At 61.0% G+C, this 13,843-nt stretch carries 17 protein-coding genes and 1 tRNA gene; 10 read left to right on the top strand and 8 right to left on the bottom strand.

Annotation, left to right across the window (positions count from 1 at the left end):
• Window positions 1–265, top strand: a 265-nt coding sequence (locus tag KAZ48_08345; protein ID MBP7972798.1) for a hypothetical protein, incomplete at its 5' end; no start/stop codon positions are given.
• 11 nt (window positions 266–276) lie between these two features.
• Here the strand turns inward: KAZ48_08345 and KAZ48_08350 are convergent.
• From KAZ48_08350 to KAZ48_08365, 4 genes are all read right to left on the bottom strand, one after another.
• Window positions 277–1,467: a hypothetical protein gene (locus tag KAZ48_08350; protein ID MBP7972799.1), complete on the bottom strand. Its 1,191-nt coding sequence runs from the start codon at window positions 1,465–1,467 to the stop codon at window positions 277–279.
• A gap of 252 nt (window positions 1,468–1,719) precedes the next feature.
• Window positions 1,720–2,121, bottom strand: a complete 402-nt coding sequence (locus KAZ48_08355; GenBank protein ID MBP7972800.1) for a hypothetical protein — start codon at window positions 2,119–2,121, stop codon at window positions 1,720–1,722.
• Window positions 2,118–3,140, bottom strand: coding sequence for a DUF418 domain-containing protein (locus tag KAZ48_08360; GenBank protein MBP7972801.1), 1,023 nt, complete (start codon window positions 3,138–3,140; stop codon window positions 2,118–2,120). The genes KAZ48_08355 and KAZ48_08360 overlap by 4 nt, the downstream gene beginning before the upstream one ends.
• 85 nt (window positions 3,141–3,225) lie before the next feature.
• Window positions 3,226–3,471 carry a hypothetical protein gene (locus tag KAZ48_08365; GenBank protein ID MBP7972802.1) on the bottom strand — a complete coding sequence of 82 codons (246 nt, stop codon included), beginning with the start codon at window positions 3,469–3,471 and terminating at the stop codon, window positions 3,226–3,228.
• A 76-nt stretch (window positions 3,472–3,547) separates the two neighbouring features.
• Between KAZ48_08365 and KAZ48_08370 the strand changes: the two genes are divergently transcribed.
• Window positions 3,548–4,135: a TetR family transcriptional regulator gene (locus KAZ48_08370; protein ID MBP7972803.1), complete on the top strand. Its 588-nt coding sequence runs from the start codon at window positions 3,548–3,550 to the stop codon at window positions 4,133–4,135.
• 281 nt (window positions 4,136–4,416) lie between these two features.
• Window positions 4,417–5,646: a beta-lactamase family protein gene (locus KAZ48_08375; protein MBP7972804.1), complete on the top strand. Its 1,230-nt coding sequence runs from the start codon at window positions 4,417–4,419 to the stop codon at window positions 5,644–5,646.
• Between the two features lie 60 nt (window positions 5,647–5,706).
• On the opposite strand, the gene KAZ48_08380 is transcribed toward KAZ48_08375, so the two are convergent.
• Window positions 5,707–6,681, bottom strand: a complete 975-nt coding sequence (locus tag KAZ48_08380) for an alpha/beta hydrolase (GenBank protein ID MBP7972805.1) — start codon at window positions 6,679–6,681, stop codon at window positions 5,707–5,709.
• A gap of 567 nt (window positions 6,682–7,248) precedes the next feature.
• Between KAZ48_08380 and KAZ48_08385 the strand changes: the two genes are divergently transcribed.
• The 6 genes from KAZ48_08385 to KAZ48_08410 all read left to right on the top strand — a co-directional run bounded on the left by KAZ48_08385 (window position 7,249) and on the right by KAZ48_08410 (window position 10,681).
• Window positions 7,249–7,506: a hypothetical protein gene (locus KAZ48_08385; GenBank protein MBP7972806.1), complete on the top strand. Its 258-nt coding sequence runs from the start codon at window positions 7,249–7,251 to the stop codon at window positions 7,504–7,506.
• A 21-nt stretch (window positions 7,507–7,527) separates the two neighbouring features.
• Complete coding sequence (locus KAZ48_08390; GenBank protein ID MBP7972807.1) at window positions 7,528–8,139, top strand: hypothetical protein; 612 nt, start codon at window positions 7,528–7,530, stop codon at window positions 8,137–8,139.
• Window positions 8,140–8,205: 66 nt separating this feature from the next.
• Window positions 8,206–8,469, top strand: coding sequence for a hypothetical protein (locus tag KAZ48_08395; GenBank protein MBP7972808.1), 264 nt, complete (start codon window positions 8,206–8,208; stop codon window positions 8,467–8,469).
• Window positions 8,470–8,644: 175 nt separating this feature from the next.
• Window positions 8,645–9,010 (top strand): DUF488 family protein, encoded by a 366-nt coding sequence (locus tag KAZ48_08400; GenBank protein MBP7972809.1) that lies wholly within the window; start codon window positions 8,645–8,647, stop codon window positions 9,008–9,010.
• Window positions 9,011–9,244: 234 nt separating this feature from the next.
• Complete coding sequence (locus KAZ48_08405) at window positions 9,245–9,544, top strand: non-heme iron oxygenase ferredoxin subunit (GenBank protein MBP7972810.1); 300 nt, start codon at window positions 9,245–9,247, stop codon at window positions 9,542–9,544.
• Between the two features lie 66 nt (window positions 9,545–9,610).
• Window positions 9,611–10,681, top strand: a complete 1,071-nt coding sequence (locus KAZ48_08410) for a DUF2855 family protein (GenBank protein ID MBP7972811.1) — start codon at window positions 9,611–9,613, stop codon at window positions 10,679–10,681.
• Window positions 10,682–11,039: 358 nt separating this feature from the next.
• On the opposite strand, the gene KAZ48_08415 is transcribed toward KAZ48_08410, so the two are convergent.
• Both KAZ48_08415 and KAZ48_08420 read right to left on the bottom strand, forming a co-directional pair.
• Window positions 11,040–11,990: a DUF1254 domain-containing protein gene (locus KAZ48_08415; protein ID MBP7972812.1), complete on the bottom strand. Its 951-nt coding sequence runs from the start codon at window positions 11,988–11,990 to the stop codon at window positions 11,040–11,042.
• Window positions 11,991–12,386: 396 nt separating this feature from the next.
• Window positions 12,387–12,460, bottom strand: a tRNA-Pro gene (locus KAZ48_08420).
• 101 nt (window positions 12,461–12,561) lie between these two features.
• On the opposite strand from KAZ48_08420, the gene KAZ48_08425 reads away from it, so the two are divergent.
• Window positions 12,562–12,987: a hypothetical protein gene (locus tag KAZ48_08425; protein MBP7972813.1), complete on the top strand. Its 426-nt coding sequence runs from the start codon at window positions 12,562–12,564 to the stop codon at window positions 12,985–12,987.
• Here KAZ48_08425 and KAZ48_08430 read toward each other — a convergent pair.
• The coding region (locus KAZ48_08430) for a GTP-binding protein (protein ID MBP7972814.1) at window positions 12,984–13,843 on the bottom strand (860 nt) is incomplete at its 5' end. The genes KAZ48_08425 and KAZ48_08430 overlap by 4 nt on opposite strands.

Below are 13,843 nucleotides of genomic sequence, written 5' to 3' on the forward strand. Positions count from 1 at the left end.
TCGCTACGAGTTGCCCGCCCACACGGTCGGATTCGGCGTCAAGGGAGCTGTCACCTGGTCCCCGGCACCGGTGCGCAACTACCGCGATTACAAGCGCACCGATTTTGAGGCCGCCGAGCTCAGTTGGCTCTGGGGAGTCAATCGAGGAATTCTCACTCCCCCGGGCCTCGACGAGCAGTGGCTGGTGTCGCTGGCACATACCGAAGCAGACATGGCCTTGCTGGTCGACTCATTCGATCAGTTGGCCCAGGCCCTACGTGCCTAGGGCTCTACCGATTACTGACTGATTGCTGCTTGCTGCCGTTGGATCAGGAATAACAGTCGCAGTTCGAAGAGCAGTACACATCCGTTCGCAACGAGGACTGCGCCCACGATCGCCCCGGGGATGAGGCCGGTGACGAGCATCGATACCCCAAACGTGATGGCCAGCAGGCCCATCAACGCCTGGACCACGATGAGCTGAAGCAAGATCGGTGAGCGGGACTCTTGCGGTTCGGCTGGCTTGCCCAGTTGCCCCGCGACCTTCATGAGCGTGATGGCACCGCCCGCGATGTTGATCACGCCAATGATCAGAGTTAGCGGTGTGAGGAATACGTCCGGGATGATGCACGCCACAATTCCTATCGCCGCGAAGATCAATCCGAACACGATGATCACCGGCGACCGCGGGAACGGCCCCAATGGGGTGGTCCCCGATGCGAGCATCTGCACGGCGAAGATCACCATCAGTAGGCCGAGTTGAGCACTTCCGGACGAAGGCAGGGAACCCAATGAGATCGGAACGAGAAGCGCACCTAGCAGCACCAGGAACAGACCGATCAGTAGCAACAGGGCAACGTCAGCGGACAGATCTCCATCGCGATACTGCTCTTGCGTCACGGGATACCTGCGATAGACAACCTGTAACACCCCGGCGAGGTAGAAGACCGCCACGGCGAAGATCAAAATCACGACCGCTGTCGCTGATGCCGTGAGCATCTCATCGAGCCAGAGCAATGCGGCAACAACCATCGACAGTAGGTAGACCGACGCGGAAGCAAAGACGACGTGGCGCAGGATCCCGCCGGACGCCCACCAGGTGCGCGCCTTCGTCTTATCGAGGGCCATCTGCACGATAAGTGCCAGGCCGCCCGGCCCAAAGCACACGAAGAGCAGAATGCGCGGGACATTCCCGAGGAGATCGGGTACGAAGCAGGTCACGATTCCGACCGCCGCGATCAAAGCACCTGCGGCCACGACGCCCTTAGATCGGCGCAGATCGCCAAACGGCGTCTTGCCCAGGGTGATGATCTCTACGCCGAAGATGACCAGGAGCAAACCGTACAGACCGCCTTCGAAATAGCCCAGGTCGCCTGCCGCGATCGGAAAAAGCAACATCCCGGTGAGCAAGAGGGTCAGCGCGCCCACCACCAAAACCGCAACCTCCAGTGGGATGTCGACCGTCGCCAAGAACCGACTCTTCGCCACGGTCGACAACCTCCCCACAGGCGATTACTGCTGCGATCGAGCCGGTCGAATCACTTGCCGTCCGGCAGTGCCCTAGCCGGGGCGGCGCGAAGATCCGGTCGCGATCGGTACGCTCCAAGGCTAGCGGGCAGCCAACGAGCAAGGCGTACCTACGGGGCTCCTACTTCCCCGGTAGGAACCACCACCGAGTCATCCAGAACCACACTGGACAAGCGGGAAAGGTAACGAAAGAGGGAGTCGATGCCAACTCACCTAGTCGTTGGGCCAAGCCTCAAGACCCGCAACAACAACCGCGATCGCGGCCGGGATCAGGAACTGGGGACTGCTGAGCACTGATGAAATGGGAACGTCGACCACGAGGGCGAGTAGCACGCCAATGAGAACTGCGGCCGGGATCGCCCAAGCCATCTGAGTCGCCACCAAACGAACCGCACTTGGCCTTCGTCGAGGCGGGTCCAAGTCGTCTTCGCTGGGTCGAGTGAGTACCGCGACCACGGCCAGCGCAATCGTCGCGCCCTCAACGAGCCAGACCGTGGGCTGGGCAAGGGTCTGCGTGAGCGAGCCACCGCTGACGGCAACGATGATCGCGATGATGACCAGCGTGATGGCCGCAGTGCTGGCAGCAACTACCAGTGCGGTGATTGCTCGCGTCATCCGGACACCCGCCGCATGAGTGCCTCAAGCGGTCCCCGGCGGAATCGTCGTCGCCACGCCCAGGCGAACGCGATCGCAATCAAGCTAAACAGTGCGCTGGTGACGATGGCCCAAGCAAGGCTCTGGTTCTCAAGGCGTCCAAACGTCTCCAACACGCCCATGCCGACCAGGATATGCGCCAAGTAGATGCTCAAGGCTAGTTGCCCGGTGGAGACCAGCGGCTCCATTACTGGTGCTGGCAAATGCTCGGTCAACCAGATCGAGCCGCAGATGACGAGCACGGCGGTTCCGGCTCCGGCGACCAGGTACAGCGGAAGCGGTGGGATCGGCTCGACCGAGAACAGCCAGCGCCAACTCTGGCCATCGATGCCTGTAAAACTGCCTCCCTTGGGACCCAATAGGGCCCAGGCCAATGCCTCCGTGACCACGACAGAGACAGCAGCGACAACCGTCAGCTTCATCCGCCATACCCGATCGCGCAGGTCGGTGCGTCCAAACCACATGCCGAACAGATAGAACGCGATCCACGGGAACACCGGGTGGAAGCCGTCGAAGAACAAGTTGCGTAGGAACCCAGTGGGGGTGCCGAGACCTCGATACAAGTAGGACGTTAGATCCCAATTGGCAAAGAAGTCGAAGGTGACGATGAAGATCAGGGAGATGACCACGGCCGCTGCGGCCAGGCTCCACAGCCATCGGTTTGAAGCGAAGAGCACAAGTGCTCCGATAGCCAGGTAGACGCCGTAGTAGTGCAGGATGTCAGCGGGCCAGATGGGGAAGAAGGCCCAACCGATCACGAACAGAAACAATGCGCGCTTTGCCAGCACGACCCGTGCGCGTCGCCGTAGCTCCGGATCGCAACTCTCCCGAGCGCGCCGGGACCCAAGGCTCGTCCCGATACCGGCGAGGATGACGAACGTAGCCGAGGCCCGTCCATCGAACAGTGCCGCGAAAGCCCGCAACTGTGCGGAGCCACTCTCTTCGGCACCCATTGTGATCTTGAAATTCACCAGCACCATGCCAATGACAGCGAATGCTCGGGCAACGTCGAGCCCGGCGATTCGGCCGGTCGAGGGTTTGGTGTCAGCTAACGCCGACGTTGTCTCAGCGATTGGCTTTGGCCCGACGACTTATGTACTTGTACACCAAGTGGATGAGACTGCCCGACACGAGAACGATGAAGATCCAGCCGGTCAACACGTCCACCAGTGGCTCGCCTAAGAACAGCACCACTGCCGCAACAATCACGACGGTGATCGCGATATCGACGATGAGTTCGTCCATAAGGAACGCGGCCGCGGACTTGCCCGGCGCCGGCGGAGCGTCGGTCTTCTGCTTGATGGGTGCCATTCTACAAGAATACTGATAGTGACTATCATTTGTAAAGCCACTTTCATTCCCGCCGATGCGCCGTAGGATATTCAGCATGCTGGAGCAACTCCCACTCCGTCAGCGCAACCGCCTCGCAACGATGCGACTGACGCAGGCGACTGCTGTCACGCAGATGGAGGTTCACGGCTTCGACAACACGACCATCGAAATGGTCGCCCAAATCAGCGGCGTGTCGGTGTCGACGATTTATCGCCAGTTTCGAACTAAGGAGAATCTCATCCTTTGGGATGAGCAGGATTCTGCTATCGACGCAGAGTTGGCGCGACGATTGCCACGTGAGCCAATCGTGAACGCCTTCCGCGACGCCATGATTGCGACGTTGGTGGACCGAACGGATCAGAACCTCTTCCTGCGTCGGCTCAAACTCGTCTACTCCGTGCCGTCGATCTGGGCGGCCGCGGCTGAACAGGACCGTATCGCCCGCCGGGACCTCGCGGCCGCCATCGCCGCAACGAACGGACGATCACAGGCGACGACAACCGACACCGTCATCGCGGCAACCTGCCTCGCCGCCCTCGATGTCGCGCTCGATAGTTGGCAGGACGACGACGGCCACGAGCGCCTTGACGTCCTCATAACGCAAGCACTGAGCGCCGCGGTCTCGCTGGGCCTGACTGATTAGTCTTCCGGAAGGGCAGCAATGCTTTCTTTGTTTTCCTGTACCACCCCATTCGCGATACGGGGTTCTTCCACCTGCCCTGCATGCTCTCCAGCGCCCCTCCAGGCGCTTCATCACCACTTGCGACCATCCCCTTCGGCTGGCGGTCTTGCGCCTTTATGACGTCATGAGTCTTTGCTCTTAACGCTGGCGCGAGCCAACGGAAACCTAGACAGATGCGCTCGCTACGCTGGCGGTTTCGGAGTTGAAGGGATCACGCCATCGCCACCAGGACGCGCACGACAATGGGACTTGCAGTCCTCACAACGTCGACCCTCCTGATTGCAGGGTGCTCGTCCGCAACCAGCGGTGATGAGACCTCGCCGCGTTCAGTCACCAGCGGCGACCCGGCGACGGCTGCCGCGCTCGCGTCGCTGGCGAAGGAATCTCTGAAGAAGTACAACCTTCAGTCGATTGTTGTTCGCGTTGTCAAAGACGGAACCGATCTGTATACCGGCGCTGCGGGCGAATCGATGACAGGTGTCCCGGCCACTCCGCAGATGCGGTATCGAAATGGCGCGATGGCATTCACCTACATTGGCCAGGCGTTCGTGCGAATGGTGGATCAGGGGCTTGTCAGCCTGGACGACCCGGTAGAAAAGTGGATGCCGGATCTTCCGAGGGCTAACAAGGTCACGATCAAGAATCTGCTCAACATGACGTCCGGTTACGCCGACTATGTGTACCAACCCAAGGTGCTTCACGGCGTGGAGAAGGATCCGTTCCGGCAGTGGACCAACGACGAACTGATGTCCATCGGTTTGGCTGCGCCAATGAACTTTGAACCTGGTACGAACTGGGGCTACTCACACACGAACTACATCATCTTGGGCGAGTTACTCGAGAAGATCACGGGGAAGCCGACGTCAGAGGTTCTCAACGATTACGTCCTCGCCCCAATGAACCTGACAAGTACTAGTAGCAATTCAGACACTCCCGCGATTCCCGAACCGGTTCTGCACTCCTACACAGCCGAACGCCGGGAGTTCCTTGGCATCTCCGCGAAGACGCCGTTTATGGAGGACTCGACGTTCTGGAACCCTTCGTGGACAACTGCCGAGGGTGCGGTGCAGACCACCGACATTTACGACATGACCACGTCCATGGAGATCGTTGGTTCGGGGTCGCAGGTATCCCCGGAGATGTACGCGGCCCAAACGGGTCCGAACCTCGCTGGCTTCGGGTCGCGCGATCCCTCCGGCCGGTGCCCGGTTTGCCAGCCACTCACCTCGGCCCGAAACTACGGTCTTGGGATTCTCATCATGGGTCCGTGGCTCAGTCAAACCAAGAACTTCTATGGCTCGGGAGCTACAACCGGCTATCTGCCCGCTGAGAAGTTGGCGATCACGGTCGTTGCCAATCCGGGTGCGGGGGCGTCGGGTAAAGACGGGTCGGCACCTGACTCGAGCTCGGCGATCTTCAGCGGATTTGCCAAGGCAGTGACTCCCGAAAATGCTCCGCCTGCGGCTGGTTGATTCGTTCCTGCACGTTGTCGTTTCGAACGGTAGAACTCCAAGCGTGCGTGCGGGCTGAATCTATTCCCGCGCCTGGTCGACTACCTCGCGAATTGCACTCGTCACCAGTTGCGGTTGCTCGACACCGATTCCGTGTCCGCTATCGGTGTCGTTGATGTGACGAGCATGCAGTTGCGCGGCGAGGCGGTTCTGGGCGGCAAGCCACGCGGGCCAGGTCGACCCACTGCTTCCGACCTGAAGATCCCACGGGTGATCTGAGGTGAGCACGGCTGCAGGCACGAGGTGCGGCATCGGCGGGGCGGCTCGAATCTCGCGGATGCTGGATTCGTAGTCGGGCACCTCAGAACCCTTTACCGATTTCATCGCTTCAACCTTGTCCATCCAATCTGACCACTGCGCCGGGGTGAAGGTGTTCTTGAGAAACTGCGAAGCGCCGTCGACGGTGACCAGTCCAGAAACCTGGGCAGAGTGAGTGCGCGCGTACAAGGCAACGATCATCGCGCCCCACGACGCTCCGACCAGCACATACGGCGCACGTTCATCAGCCGCAGCCAACACCGCCCGTAGGTCGTTGACGCCGTCCTGGGCGGTTGTGGGCTGTTGGACTTGCGTCGAGGGGCTCAGCGCACCGTTTTCCAGCCTGGTACCGGGACGGTCATATGCGCACACTCGCGCAAACGAGGAGACGGTCGGAAGGACCGCGGACGCACTCGGCTTCGGACCGGCCGCGGGATCGGCGGGGTCGACGGCATCGGTCCACTCGTCAGCCGCGCCGCCCGTGCCGGACACGAGAACGACGGTCGGAGATCCGGTGCCCCGGCATTCCAGGTAGACGCTGCGACCACCACCTACGGTCACCATTCGCCCGAAGTCGCCGGAGGTGGCCGCACTGGCGGGGGTGCTCGGATTGCCAGAATCTGCGGCGGGACTTCCACACGCTGCCAGCGCTAACAACGCGACGGCGGTAACAGCGATGGCGAACGACTCACGCCGATGTGTCGCGCGGTGCGGTGCCAGTTTCCCGCAGTCAAACACTCGCCCAGTGTCGCACGCGGTGCGGACGGCTCGCGGGATCGATTGCGCCTTCTATACCGGCAAGCTGAAATGAAGTGTGCTTGCCTATTGCGGGCTGTTGGCGTATTTAATACAGTGATGACTGTGAATAATACTTTGGGTCCGGCGCCGGTGCGTGGCGAAGCTCGCGGCGATGTCATGTCGGCTGAACGCGCACGCGCACTTGAGGACTTGCAACGCAGGTCGAACCCGCCCACAAGTGCTGAGGTCGGACGAAGTCTTGATCTGCACACAAACACCGCCCGGCTCCATCTCGAAGCCTTGGTTGCGCGGGGCCTGGCTGAACGTTTCAGCTCTCATCCACAGGGGCGTGGGCGCCCAGCGCTCCGCTACCGGGCAGTGCCACAGCTCTCCGAACCGGATCGGCGGGTTCGCGGCCTAGGCGGGTTCGCGGGGGCGCTGTCGGCGCACATCCAGCGCACGAGCTCAGATCCAGTGGCAACCGCGAGATTCATTGGGGCTGACTGGGCGCAGTCCTTCGATAGTGCCTCGTCGCCGGTCACCAGTGAAACTGGCAACCCTGTCGAGGTGGCAGTTGAGAGGCTTGATCAGTTCGGCTTCGAAGCTCACCTTGCCCACGTCGCGGGTGGCAAGAGCACGTACCGGCTGCATCGATGTCCACTACTCGATGTTGCCAAAGGCAACCCCGATGTTGTGTGCGACGTCCATCTCGGCCTAGTGCGAGGAACCCTCACTCAGCTCGGCGCCGACCACGTGCGCGCCGACCTAGAACCTTTCGCTGAACCCGGAGCCTGTGTATTGACTTTCGACAACGCAGACATTTGAACACTAGTTGGGGAGGACAAGATGACAGGACGTGGCAATACCTCGCAAGGAGCAGACTCGGCCATCGATATCGCGACGACTGCGGTCCGGCACTCAACGGTGGAACCGGACCCTTCAGTCATCCAGAGACACCCGGGCGGCACCACACACGATGTTCACGGCGGTGGCAATCCCCGCTTCATTGCACTCTTCGATGACAGCATTGATATCAACGCCTGGTTAGGGGGATCAACGGTCCCAGTTGCTTTTCAGCTCCGCCCGGGCAACACAACGGTAGGCAGCGACCCCACATGTGATGTCGTACTGCCGGGCATTGCAGCGCATCAGGCAGAAGTGCTTCGCGATGAATTTGACGAGTACCGGATTTTCGACACTAGCGCTGATCGGTCCAGCCGAGTTGACGGACGCTACAGCGCGGGTCAAAGCTTGCACAGCGGCGACCGCGTGACGTTCGGGCCGTGGACGTTGGTGTATGCCCGGGCCGCATTCGCCGATCACGGCAGCCCCTACGGCGCACACAACGGTGGGATGCCACACGGCATGAGGTTCAAGCAACCCACACCACGCCCGCGCGGGACATCAGCCACCGGCGGTGCAGAGCCCACCGCGGACGACCCCGGCGAGTACTACTAACAACCAGATCTGCACCCCCGGTCCACTGCGTTCGGAAAGCGTGCGCATCGATGAAAGGAGAGCGTCATGATCGATCCAACACGCACGAGTCTGGACCGCCTGACTCGAGAGACGACGCGGGACCAGGCGAACCATCGACGGCTGGACGGCGTTGTCTCAGGCGTCGAAGACCCAGCAGCCGATGCATCGTCCAATGCGACGTTGCTGACCAGCGAGCAGGTTGATCAGCTACGCCTTCGGCACGAAGCTGGAGAGTCTCTGAACTCACTTGCTCGCGAGTTCCGGACTACCTGCGCCAGCCTGCTGCAACTCGTGGTGAGACGGTGGTAAGCACTGACCGTTCGGGCTCGACTCAATCCAACAACACCACCGAGGTGATCAGAATGTACGCCCGGCACGTATTGGCATCGCCGAGCGTGGCGACTGGCTCCCGGTCGCAGCTGAGTGTCGGCGAGGCTGTCGCCGAGCAAGGGCAAGGCAATAGCGCCGGATAGAGGAGGCGTCCATGGTGTCCACCAAGTCGACTGTTCGGGTACAGAGGATCTATGAAGGATCTGATTCGCAGGATGGGTTGAGGATCCTGGTGGATCGCATTTGGCCGCGTGGAATGACAAGAACAGCCGCACGCCTTGACGAATGGTGCAAGCAGATAGCACCCTCCACCGAGTTGCGGACCTGGTACAAGCACGAGCCGGCATTGTTCACCGAGTTCGTCGACCGCTATCAGGTCGAACTGCAAGCCCCGGAAAGGGCTGCGGCGCTCGATCATTTGCGCGCATTGGCCGAGAATCACACACTCACGTTGCTGACCGCTACCAAACGAATCGACATCAGCCATGCTCAGGTGATAGCTGATCTGCTTCATGCCTGAAGTAGTGGCGCTCGGCGCCTTCGAATGGCAGGCGGCTTTCCGGCTCTACCAGTGATAGCCAGCCCGGCGATTCGGTGAGACCCAGTACACAGGTCAGCTAGCCGAACTTCACAAACGCGCTACCGTTGCGCACTACCTGTGCGAGACCCCCAAATTCTCTGCGCAGACCGATCTGGTCCTGCGACGCGCGAATTTTCCGGTACGCCGCTGGCATAATCACGCGATGTGAGGTGGATCAGCGCGTACCAGTTTGATCGTTTGCCAGTTGATGCTCCGATCTCCGTCGAGCTAGATGGCGTCGTGGTGTGTCTTGTGCGCACCTGCGAGGAGGTCTTCGCCATCAACGACGAGTGCACCCACGCCGAAGTCCCGCTCTCGGAGGGCGAGGTCGATGCCTGCGCGATCGAGTGCTGGCTGCACGGGTCACGGTTTGACCTGCGAAGCGGCGCTGTACTCAATCCACCCGCCACCAGTCCGGTCATGACTTTCGCCGTCCGAGTAGCCGATGGCGACGTCCAGGTCGCGCTGCCCTGATGGGAGCGGGATGGACGAACTGCGGAACAATTTCCGCCAGCTCCAGGCCGCGCGCTATGTTGAGGCATGACTGAATCTTGGACGTTCGCAGTGAAGCGCGATGACCTGGCTGCGACGACCATGTTGGCGACCGAGCTTCCAGAACTCGCTGATGGCGAGGTTCTGCTCAAGGTTGATCGAGTTGGGCTCACAACTAACAACGTCACGTACGCGGTGCTCGGAGCGACTGCCTTTCGCTATTGGGACTTCTTCCCAACGGAACCCGGGCTTGGGATCGTGCCCGTCTGGGGATTCGCGAGCGTCGAAGCCTCCAATACCGTCGGAGTGGAAGTCGGTTCACGGGTCTACGGATACCTCCCGACCGCGAGCCACCTGATCGTGAAGACAGGTCGGATAGACGAGCGTGGTTTCAACGACGTTAGTGCCCACCGTGCCGACTTACCATCGCCCTACAATGCCTATGCATTGACGAGCACGGATCCGTCTTACAGCGCCGCCGACGAGGACCTCCACATTCTGTTTCGCCCACTGTTCTGGACCTCATTCATGCTGGCGGATCAGGTAGTCGACAAAGGTTTTTACGACGCTGCTCAGATCGTCTTCTCGTCGGCGTCGAGCAAGACCGCGTACGGCACGGCAGCGATGTTGAAAGACCAGGGCCGCGACATCGTGGGGCTCACGTCGGCACGCAATGTCGGATTCACCGAGGGCCTGGGCTGCTATGACGCAGTCGTCTCCTACGACGACATTGATCAGCTCGCCGACATGCCAACGGCCTACATCGACTTCGCGGGTAGCCGCGGCACATTGGGCGCGCTGCGCGATCACTTGGGCGAACGTTTGGTCCGCGAGGTGATCGTTGGCGTGACCCACCAGGAGTCAGCCGGTCCCGACGCTCTCGGCAATCCTCGAGCCACGGTCTTCTTCGCCCCCGATCAGATTCGCAAGCGCACGGCCGACTGGGGACGTGCTGGGCTGGATCAGAAGCTCGCAGATGCGTGGAGCGAGTTTGTTCCACACGCTCGGGAGTGGGTCGACGTCGTGGTTGGCCGAGGTCCGGAAGCGATCAAAGCCGCGTGGCTCGACGTTCTCGACGGAACCGCGCCCCCGCGCACCGGGCATGTACTGGCTTTGTAGATCGCAACGGGAAGACAGATCCGAGATCCTCTGCTACCCCGCTGAAACGGCATCCCGCCGCTGTGGGTCAAAGGTGGAGCGCGTATCGGAAGGAAGTACTTCTGCGTCCGGTGCGAGCTCACCGGAACCTGGACCAGTAGACAGGGTGTGAGCCCCAGTGGCACGGGCTCCATCAGTGCTGGTTGACCGGCGACTTCTACGGAGGGTGTCTGCTTTCTCAGGGAACCTCACTTCCCCACCATGATGGGCATCACAACCACCTCACCAAACGATCAGGTGTTGCAACGACCCCATGAATCGAAGCCCCGTCAAACAACCAGGGCGCGGCCGCGGCAATCGACAGGCAGACCCGAAACCACTAACTCACCGGTTCGATTGAAGGGAACGTCCACGTTCCGTCGAGAACCTCCGGCCTTGGCCGGTAAAGCCGCACGGTGTAATTCCAACCGTCCATCAGCTCGAGGCAGTTCGACCGACCATCCGCGCAACCCCCAAAGTGAACGATTACCGTCCCATCCGCCTCAGGAACCGCCGTCAGCTGGTTCACACTGCAGCCGCCATCGGTCCCCTCCTCAAGAAAGCCCTTCGCGTTGTACAAGGAGATGGACCAGAAGGCATCCACTGGGACCTCACCGACCGTGATCCGGTACTCGCCGACCGGTAGACCCGGATCCACCGTTGCGTAGATCGCTTCACGCTCTGGGAGACCGCCCCAGCCGATCGCTGTCCCGATGAGATGACGGACTGACTCAACATCTTCACGACGGCCGAACATCTTCGAAGCCCCACCCACGGTACGACCCAGCGAGATCAGGGCGTCGCGCACTTCGTTGAATGACTGCGAGTCGTAGTTCGGCATTTCCAACGGTACGGCCGATTCGGCCGTCAGCTGCAGACCATCCTGAACGGCGTTGGCGGCGCTGACATCTGCCGGGTTCGCGGGATCGGCAAGGACGCGTACCGCTAGCGCCACATAGCGCGTTTCATGGTCCGTGATGCTGAGGCTGTGATCGCCAGCCTCGTGTAGCACCGCGTTGGCGTAGTGGTCCTGGTTGATGACTTCAACTGAGATGTAGCGGCCGCCCGCATCGGGGATCGTGAGAACAGCATCTTCGGCCAAATCCACGATCGCGAAGCTGTACAGCGTGTCACGATTCATTCGGACGACAGTCTGTTCATCCAACGGGGTGGGGACGCGGACATGCTGGAAGTGATTGATCCCGCCGCCACGTGCCATCAGGTCGGACATCATCCTATTCGTCTCCGCACGTACAAAGTTGTCAACATTTACCTTGACGGCTGATGCCATGAGCGAGTCACATCCAAGTGTCGAAGTTGGCGATCCCACCGACTGGGTGCCCTGAGATAGCTGCTCGGACTGCATTCACAACGCCGAGGATCACGTAGCCAAAGCTAGCAACTCGCCAAGAACCGCCAGAAACTGCGCCGACCTCCACGACTCTTTTTGAGTCCGCAATCCGCCGATGCCTCGCCCATCTCAAGTTCGAACGCGAGTACCCGTTGCAGACAGTGGATGGTCAATCAGCACCCACATCTGTGACAGTCGGGGTTGGGCAACTTCAGCCCATCGAGCGACAACGGAAACGCCGCTTCATACCAAGTGCGCGACACTACGGACGCCCCGTCCGGCGCGTTGGACTGGCAGATACTCGTGTGGACGCATCTGACCTGCGAAAACACTATGTCGGGCTGACAGGATTTGAACCTGCGACCCCTTGACCCCCAGTCAAGTGCGCTACCAAGCTGCGCCACAGCCCGTTCAACACCCGTGGGTGCCGAGCAAACCCTACCTGCCCTGCGCCGCTGTCAACTCGCTGCCCTTGCAGGGTAGATTTCACGTCTCAGCATTGGAGGTAGCCATGAGCGACACAGCCCTGTTCATCGACCAGGTTCGACAGCAGGTCGCGTTCAGCTGGGATCCGATCGAGGAGCATCCCGGCCAGGTCACCACCAAATTGACCGGGACCCATCCCGAGTACCCGAACCTTCACCTCAAGATCCTCCAAGGCGTGCAGGACGACCCCAACTACGTCGAGTCGCACCTGACGTTGGTTTCTGGATGCGGCGCGCCGGCTCTCGCCAGCTGCGAACTCAATCCGGCACAGGCGCTGCAGTTGACGTCAAACCCCAACGAAACCGCTGCAGTTGGGCGGTACCTACAGGAGCACGCGGCACCCGTCGGCGCGGATTTCATTCAACGTTTCACGGCAGCCGGCCGAACGGCGGACCTCATCGCAATCGAGTCAGCGTTGGCACAGATCGCTGGGTTCGCAGGTGCTAGCTAGCGCCGACCGCGCTTCTCGCGAATGCGCATGTCAATACGGATCGGGCTGCCGACAAAGCCGAACTCTTCCCTGAGCCGACGCTCAATGAAGCGTCGGTAGTTCTGCTCAAGAAACCCGGTGGTGAACAGAACGAAGGTCGGTGGCTCAGTTGCTGGTTGGGTCGCAAACAGGATCCGGGGCTGTTTGCCGCCACGGACCGGGTGGGGATGGGCTGCCGCGATTTCGGTAAGGAACTGGTTGAGCTTGCCAGTCGAGATTCGTTGACACCAACCGGTCAAAGACGTCGTCAGCGCTAGGGAAATCTTGTCGACGTGTCGGCCCGTTGCGGCCGAGATGTTGACCCTCGGCGCCCAAGCCACGTGCGCGAGTTCCCGGTCGTACTCGCGATCCAGGTCATGTCGGCGATCCTCGTCCACCAAGTCCCACTTGTTCATCGCCAACACCAACGCGCGACCGGCCTCGACCGCCATCCGCACAATCCGCACATCCTGTTCACCGAGCGGCTCGCTCGCGTCGATCAACACAACGCACACTTCTGCCCGCTCCATGGCGGTTTGAGTACGCAGGCTGGCGAACCACTCCGGTCCGGAGGCGGTCTTTACCCGGCGCCTGATTCCGGCCGTATCGACAAAGCGCCACTGCGTCCCGGCGATCGTGACCATCTCGTCCACTGGGTCAACAGTCGTCCCCGCTACCGAATCAACCACCGAGCGATTCGAGCCGGCCAGACGGTTCAGCAAGCTGGATTTGCCGACGTTGGGCCGGCCAAGTAGGGCAACCCGGTGCGGGCCCTCCTCCAACTGCGCGCCGCGACCAACCTCCGGCAGCATCTTGAGCAGATCGTCGAGGAAGTCAC

It is taken from the genome of Candidatus Nanopelagicales bacterium (genome assembly GCA_018003655.1).
In the GTDB taxonomy this organism is placed as follows: domain Bacteria; phylum Actinomycetota; class Actinomycetes; order S36-B12; family UBA10799; genus JAGNDY01.

What these genes read in the sequence shown, in the direction of transcription:
- KAZ48_08360 (MBP7972801.1), bottom strand. Translation starts at nt 3,140, where the DNA reads ATGGTGCTGGTGAATTTCAAGATCACAATGGGTGCCGAAGAGAGTGGC.
- KAZ48_08365 (MBP7972802.1), bottom strand. Translation starts at nt 3,471, where the DNA reads ATGGCACCCATCAAGCAGAAGACCGACGCTCCGCCGGCGCCGGGCAAG.
- KAZ48_08395 (MBP7972808.1), top strand. Translation starts at nt 8,206, where the DNA reads ATGATCGATCCAACACGCACGAGTCTGGACCGCCTGACTCGAGAGACG.
- KAZ48_08390 (MBP7972807.1), top strand. Translation starts at nt 7,528, where the DNA reads ATGACAGGACGTGGCAATACCTCGCAAGGAGCAGACTCGGCCATCGAT.
- KAZ48_08425 (MBP7972813.1), top strand. Translation starts at nt 12,562, where the DNA reads ATGAGCGACACAGCCCTGTTCATCGACCAGGTTCGACAGCAGGTCGCG.
- KAZ48_08415 (MBP7972812.1), bottom strand. Translation starts at nt 11,990, where the DNA reads ATGGCATCAGCCGTCAAGGTAAATGTTGACAACTTTGTACGTGCGGAG.
- KAZ48_08355 (MBP7972800.1), bottom strand. Translation starts at nt 2,121, where the DNA reads ATGACGCGAGCAATCACCGCACTGGTAGTTGCTGCCAGCACTGCGGCC.
- KAZ48_08370 (MBP7972803.1), top strand. Translation starts at nt 3,548, where the DNA reads ATGCTGGAGCAACTCCCACTCCGTCAGCGCAACCGCCTCGCAACGATG.
- KAZ48_08410 (MBP7972811.1), top strand. Translation starts at nt 9,611, where the DNA reads ATGACTGAATCTTGGACGTTCGCAGTGAAGCGCGATGACCTGGCTGCG.
- KAZ48_08375 (MBP7972804.1), top strand. Translation starts at nt 4,417, where the DNA reads ATGGGACTTGCAGTCCTCACAACGTCGACCCTCCTGATTGCAGGGTGC.
- KAZ48_08400 (MBP7972809.1), top strand. Translation starts at nt 8,645, where the DNA reads ATGGTGTCCACCAAGTCGACTGTTCGGGTACAGAGGATCTATGAAGGA.